The organism is Agromyces humi (assembly GCF_009720255.1).
Classification (GTDB): domain Bacteria; phylum Actinomycetota; class Actinomycetes; order Actinomycetales; family Microbacteriaceae; genus Agromyces; species Agromyces humi.
Genome location: NZ_WJSP02000224.1, coordinates 1 through 6,028 on the forward strand (window position 1 = coordinate 1; position 6,028 = coordinate 6,028).

At 69.6% G+C, this 6,028-nt stretch carries 5 protein-coding genes; 1 reads left to right on the forward strand and 4 read right to left on the reverse strand.

Features of this window, described 5'->3' with window-relative positions; all coding sequences use genetic code 11:
- Positions 1-6 precede the first annotated feature (6 nt).
- The 4 genes from GH736_RS15395 to GH736_RS15410 form a co-directional block, all read right to left on the reverse strand.
- On the reverse strand, positions 7-1,929 hold the full coding sequence (locus GH736_RS15395; protein ID WP_235934302.1) for a DUF6807 family protein: 1,923 nt from the start codon (positions 1,927-1,929) through the stop codon (positions 7-9).
- Positions 1,930-2,086: 157 nt separating this feature from the next.
- Positions 2,087-3,424 carry an ABC transporter substrate-binding protein gene (locus tag GH736_RS15400; protein WP_159604893.1) on the reverse strand — a complete coding sequence of 446 codons (1,338 nt, stop codon included), beginning with the start codon at positions 3,422-3,424 and terminating at the stop codon, positions 2,087-2,089.
- Positions 3,425-3,531: 107 nt separating this feature from the next.
- Positions 3,532-4,302, reverse strand: coding sequence for a carbohydrate ABC transporter permease (locus tag GH736_RS15405; RefSeq protein WP_407922355.1), 771 nt, complete (start codon positions 4,300-4,302; stop codon positions 3,532-3,534).
- Between the two features lie 151 nt (positions 4,303-4,453).
- Positions 4,454-5,383, reverse strand: a complete 930-nt coding sequence (locus GH736_RS15410) for a carbohydrate ABC transporter permease (protein WP_159604896.1) — start codon at positions 5,381-5,383, stop codon at positions 4,454-4,456.
- A gap of 263 nt (positions 5,384-5,646) precedes the next feature.
- Between GH736_RS15410 and GH736_RS15415 the strand changes: the two genes are divergently transcribed.
- The coding region (locus GH736_RS15415; RefSeq protein ID WP_203230798.1) for a LemA family protein at positions 5,647-6,028 on the forward strand (382 nt) is incomplete at its 3' end.

The following is a 6,028-nucleotide window of genomic DNA, read 5'->3' on the forward strand; positions in this document are numbered from 1 at the left end:
GCGAGGTCATGCGCGCCGGTCGGGGTTCGCGACGAGTCCGGTCTCGAGGCCGGCGACGGGCGTGTTCACCGCGGCGCCGAGCGTCGACGCCAGCTGCTCGAGCTCTGCGGCATCCGTGATCGCGCGATCGATGAGCAGCGCGTCGATGCCGAGCTCGAGCCGGCCGCCCTCGGGCACCGTCACGATCTCGTCCCACGCCACCGCCGGGCCGATGCCCAGGTACTCGTCGACCCGGGCGAACCACGGCAGTGCGGGCGGGCCCTCGGGCTGCGCCAGCAGCACCGTCACGCGGCGCCGGGCGTCGACGACCGCGAGCCACGGCGACGTCGAGCCGTGCGCGACCGATTCGCCCTCGCCCTCGCGGGTGATCACCGTGGCGTCCCACCGCGGGAAGCGCCAGAACAGGCCCCCGTAGCCGGCGCCCTCGCGACCGTTGGTCGCGGGGGAGCCCAGGGTCAGCGCGCCGAAGTTCGCGGCGAGGGTGCTGCGCCAGCCGAGCGTCCACGCGTCGCGCTCGCCGACGCGCGCCGGGCGCCCGGTGAGCACGCGCACCTCGCTGAGCTGCGCCACCTCGCGCTCGTCGATCCAGGTGAGCCGCTCGACGAGCACGTCGTCGTCGACCGTGAGTGCATCGCGCCGCTGCGAGCCCTGGTTCTCGAGCATGATCGAGCCGACGTCCTGCACGTAGGTGCGGCCGCCCCAGTAGGAGGTGCCGTTGACGTCGGGCAGGGCCACGCCGATGCCGAAGTGGTGCAGGTGGTCGGTGGGGTGGCTGTCGGTGACGCGCACGCCCCCGAGCGTCTCGACCGGGTGGAGGTAGGGCCGCGGAGAGAGCACCGAGTCGATGCTCGTCCCCTCCTCGTAGCGGGCCACCACCCGGTCGCCGATGCGGAGCACCGGACGGCCGGGCGACAGCCAGCCCGACGCCTCGGGCGCGGGTCCCGTGCTCCCGCGCGCTTCGAGGATCGCCCGGTAGGAGAGCGGATGCGACGCCGGCGAACCGGCCATGGCATCGCGCAGGCGCCGCCAGGACTGGGCACCGAGCTCGAGGCGCGGCACCGACATGGTGGTGAGGGCGGGAGCGGAGAACCGGGCGAGCGGGATGTCGTCGATGCCGGCCACCGAGATCTCGCCGGGCACGTCGACCCCGAGCTCGCGGAGGCGGGCGAGCAGGCCGAGGGCGACGAGGTCGTTGAAGGCGATGACGGCGGTCGCGCCCGACGAGAGCACGTCCTCCGCGGCGCGGTAGCCGTCCTCGACCTGCGAGCCGCCCGCGAGGTCGAGCACCTCGGTGCCCTCGCGGCGGGCGACGAGCTCGGCGAGCCCGTGCCGGCGGAGCCCGTCGGCGTAGGCCTGCGGGGGGCCGGCGAGGTAGGCGATGCGCGTGTGGCCGAGGGCGACGAGGTGCTCGCCGAGGGTGCGGGTGGCGTGCTCGTAGTCGACTGACAACTCGGCCGCCGGGTCGCTCGCGACGGGACGGTTCACGACGACGATGGGGCCCGACCGCGCGAGCAGTGCCTCGAGCCGCTCGGCCGGCATGCGGGGGGAGACGAGCACGAGCGCGTCGCACCTGGAGCGGGCCTCGACGGCGATGTCCTCCTCGTCGGCCACTCGCTCCGCGGTGTCGGCGACGAGCACCCGGTAGCCGTCGAGCGCCGCCTCGCGGGCGAGCCCCTTGAGCACGCCCTGGAACATGGGGTTCTCGAGGTCGGGCACGACGAGGGCGACGGTGTTGCTGCGACCGCGCACGAGGTTGCGCGCCATCTGGCTCGGCGAGTAGTTGAGCTTCTCGATCGCGTCGCGCACCTTGGCCGAGATCGCCGGATCGACCTTCTGGTTGCGGTTCAGCACCCGTGACACCGACGCCTGCGAGACGCCGGCGTACTCGGCGACCTGGGCGATCGTGACCTGCCGGGGCGGGTTGGGCACTGGGACCTCCATCGGGAAGGGGCTGGGGATGACGCTACGCCGCGTGGGGCGGGAACGGGATGCCGACGCGGGTCGGCGGGGAGATGAGCGGCTGCCGCGCAGGCAGACGCGGCAGCCGCTCGGGGTGACGGTCCGGGAGGATCCGTCGGCTCAGGGCCTAGACGGCCGCGTCCTCGAGCGCCTGCTGCAGCTGCTCGAGGAAGCTGGCCGCGGCCTCGTCGGGGGTCATCTCGCCGAAGAGCACCTGCTGGGTGTGCTGGTCGATGATCGCCTCGATCACGCCGCCGCCGGGCGGCGTGGCCGCCGGTGCGTCGCCGACCTGCGGTGCGAGGTCGTCGAGGAAGCCGACCACGGTCTGGTTGACCTCGTCGAGCTTCGGGGTGATGTAGTCGCGGATCTTCTCGTTGGCGGGCACGCCGCGCTCGGCGAGCAGGAGGTCGGCCGCCTCCTCGCTGTTCGCGAGGAAGTCGAGGAACGTGGCGACCTCGGCCGGGTGCTCGGTCTTCGCCGACGCCGACCAGAACATCGACGGCTTGTAGTAGGCCCAGCCGTCGGATGCGCCCTTGCTCGTGGGCACGCGCAGGGCCACGAGGTCCTGGCCGCTCGCGTCGCGGAGGGCCTGCACCTGGTTCGACCACCAGGGGCCGAACGCCGACTGGTTCGTCGCGGTGAAGGACTCGGCGAGGCCGCCGGACTCGCGCTCGATCGTCGCGGCCGGGTCGGGCGTGGCGCCGTCCTTCGTCGCGTCGAGGAGGAACTCCCACCAGCCGGCGAGGTCCTCCTCGCTGGCGGCGATCTCGCCGTCGGCGTCGTAGAGCGCGCTGTCGTGCTGGCGGAGCCAGTTGTTCAGGCCGCCGTCCTCGAAGCCCCACGACTGGGTGCCGGAGACCGCCCCGCCGCTCGCCTCGGCGACCTCCTGGGCTGTGGCGATGAAGTCGTCCCACGTCCACGTCTCGTCGTCGGGCAGGTCGACGCCGTACTGGTCGAGCAGGTCCTGATTGGCGATGATCGTGTACGAGTTGATGCCGACGGGCACGCCGTACTGGGTGCCGTCGAGCGCGCCGGTGCCGAGCACGGCCTCGGGGTAGTCCTCGGTGGAGAGCACGGAGGAGAGGCCGCCGAGGTCCATGAGCACGCCGTTGGCCGCGTAGGTCGACAGCTGCTTCTCGTCCATCTGGATGATGTCGGGGATGTCGCCGGCCGCCACCGAGGTGGAGAGCTTGTCCCAGTAGCCGGCCCAGTCGGTGTACTGCGGCTCGATGGTGATGTTCGGATGCTCCGCCTCGAAGGCGGCGATGAGCTCCTCCGTGATCGCGTGGCGGGTGTCGTTGCCCCACCAGGTGAACGAGAGCGTCACGGGTTCGTCGGAGAGCTCGAGCTGCGGCGCCTCGTCGGTGGGGGCGGCGGCGTTGCCGGCGCAGGCCGTGAGCGCGAGCATCGTCGCTGCGCCCATGGCCGCGACGACGCCGATGCGGCGTCGTGTGTTGCCTCGCATGGTGATGTCCTTCCGTGGTGTGGTGTGGTGCAGGGGAGTGGGTGGAGCCGGTGGTGCCGTGGGTGGGCGCGCGACCGTGCGCGCCCGCATCGGATCGGTCGCGCCGATCACTTGATCCCCGTCGTCGCGATGCCCTTGATCAGGAATCGCTGGCCGAAGAGGAAGATCAGGAAGATGGGGATGAGCGAGACGACGCTCATCGCGAACAACTCGCCGAAGTCGGTCGAGCTCTGCGCGTCCTGGAACGCGTTGAGGGCGAGCGGCACGGTGTACAACCCGGGCTTGGTCAGGAAGATGAGCTGACTGAAGAAGTCGTTCCACGTCCAGATGAAGGTGAAGATCGTCACGGTCGCGAGCGCCGGCACCATGAGCGGGAGGATGATCTGCAGGAAGATGCGCGGATGCCCCGCCCCGTCGATGCGCGCGGCCTCGTCGAGCTCGCGCGGGATGCCGCGGATGAACTGCACCATCAGGAAGATGAAGAACGCATCGGTCGCGAGCAGCTTCGGCACGATGAGCGGCAGGAAGGTGTTGACCCAGCCGAGCTGCGAGAACAGGACGTACTGCGGCACGATGATCACGTGGATCGGGAGCATGATGCTCAGCAGCATGATCGCGAACCAGAACTTCTTGCCCGTGAACTCGAGCCGCGCGAACGCGTAGGCCGCGAGCGAGCACGAGACGAGGTTGCCGATGATCGAGCCGATCACCACGAGTCCCGAGTTCAACAGGTACACGTTGAACGGGTACGTCAGGGCGTTCCAACCGTCGACGTAGTTCGAGATCTCGAAGCTGTCGAAGACGAGGCCCGCCTCGCGGAAGATCAGGTCGGTCGGCCGGAAGGAGCTGACGACCATCCAGATCACGGGGTAGAGCATCAGCACGGCCGCCGCGATGAGGAACACGTGGCGCAGGATGCTCGTCAGCGGCTTGCGGAACGGGTGCCGGCGGCGGCGCTGTTCGCGCACCCGCTCGGGCGGGAGCCCGGTGACGACCGATTCGGTCAGCGGCGAGAGGTCGGTCGAGGGGTCAGTCTTGGTCATCGTAGAACACCCAATACTTCGAGGCCCAGAAGTTGATGGCGGTGAGCGCGGCGACGATCACCAGGAGCAGCCAGGCCATGGCCGAGGCGTACCCCATGTTGAGGTTCGCGAAGCCCTGCTGGTAGAGGTACAGCGTGTAGAAGAGCGTCGAGTCGACCGGGCCGCCCGTTCCGCCCGAGACGACGAACGCCTGGGTGAACGACTGGAACGCCCCGATGAGCTGCAGGATCAGGTTGAAGAAGATGATCGGCGTGAGCATCGGCAGCGTGATGCGCCGGAACTGCTGCCAGCGGTTGGCGCCGTCGACGGATGCCGCCTCGTAGTACATGACGGGGATCTGCCGGAGCCCGGCGAGGAAGATCACCATGGGTGCGCCGAACGTCCAGACGTTGAGGATCATGAGCGTGCCGAGGGCGGTCTCCGGGTTGGAGATCCAGCCCTGGCCCTCGATGCCGAACCAGCCGAGCACGACGTTGACGAGACCGTCCACGCCGAAGAGCTGGCGCCACAGGATCGCGATCGCGACGCTCGCACCGAGCAGCGACGGCAGGTAGAACGCCGACCGATACAGCGAGAGGCCGCGGAGTCCGCGGTCGAGCAGGATCGCGAGCGCGAGTGCGAGCCCGAGCTGCAGCGGGACCGAGATGAACACGTACTGGAAGGTGACGGCGAGGGCCGTGTGCAGCCGCTCGTCCTGGAGCATCCGCAGGTAGTTCTCGATGCCGATGAAGCGGGGCGGGCTCAGCAGGTTGTACCTGGTGAACGAGAGGGCGAACGACGCCGCCATCGGGCCGACGGTGATGAGCGCGAGCCCGATGAACCACGGCAGGAGGAAGAGGAACGCGGCCGTGTTCTGCTTGCGCGACTTCGGCGCGGAGGTGCCCTTGATGCGCCGCAGCTCGCCGAGGGCGCTCATCGATGGCCTCTGGTTCGAGTGGCGCGCCGGCGGGGGCGGCGTGGTCGTGTCGTGGCGAACACGTGGTCTCCAGTCATCTTCGTTGATCACCGCTGAGAAAGCGCTATCTCAGGTGCTGGAGTCGTTTCTATCCCATGTTCGCCGGGCTTCGCAAGAGGAGAAGCGGCGGATGTGCGCCAATGGCGTGGATATCCAAGAAAGGGCTTTCTCACCTCACGACCGCGCCAATGGATTCAGATAGGCTGGCTATGTAAAATGGTCCGGTGACCACGCCATCAGACCTCCCCACCGTCCTCGGCGACCTCGTCTCGGTGAACCACCGCATCACGAGGCTCGCGGCATCCGTCACCGGCAGCACCGAGTCGCCGGCCGTCTGGCGCACGCTCAGCGTGCTCCGCGACCTCGGGCCGATGCGCCTGGGCGAACTCGCCCGAGTCAGCCGTGTGTCGCAGCCCACCATGACGAAGCTCGTGCACACCCTCGACGAGCGCGGCTGGATCCGCCGCATCGCCGACGTCAGCGACATCACGGTGCAGCTGAAGCGCCGTGCCGACCTCATCCCCAACCTCATCGACGCCGTGAAGGGGTATGCGGCCCACGAGAAGTCCGTCTTCGAGAACGTGACCCGCGCCCGCGCCGAGACGC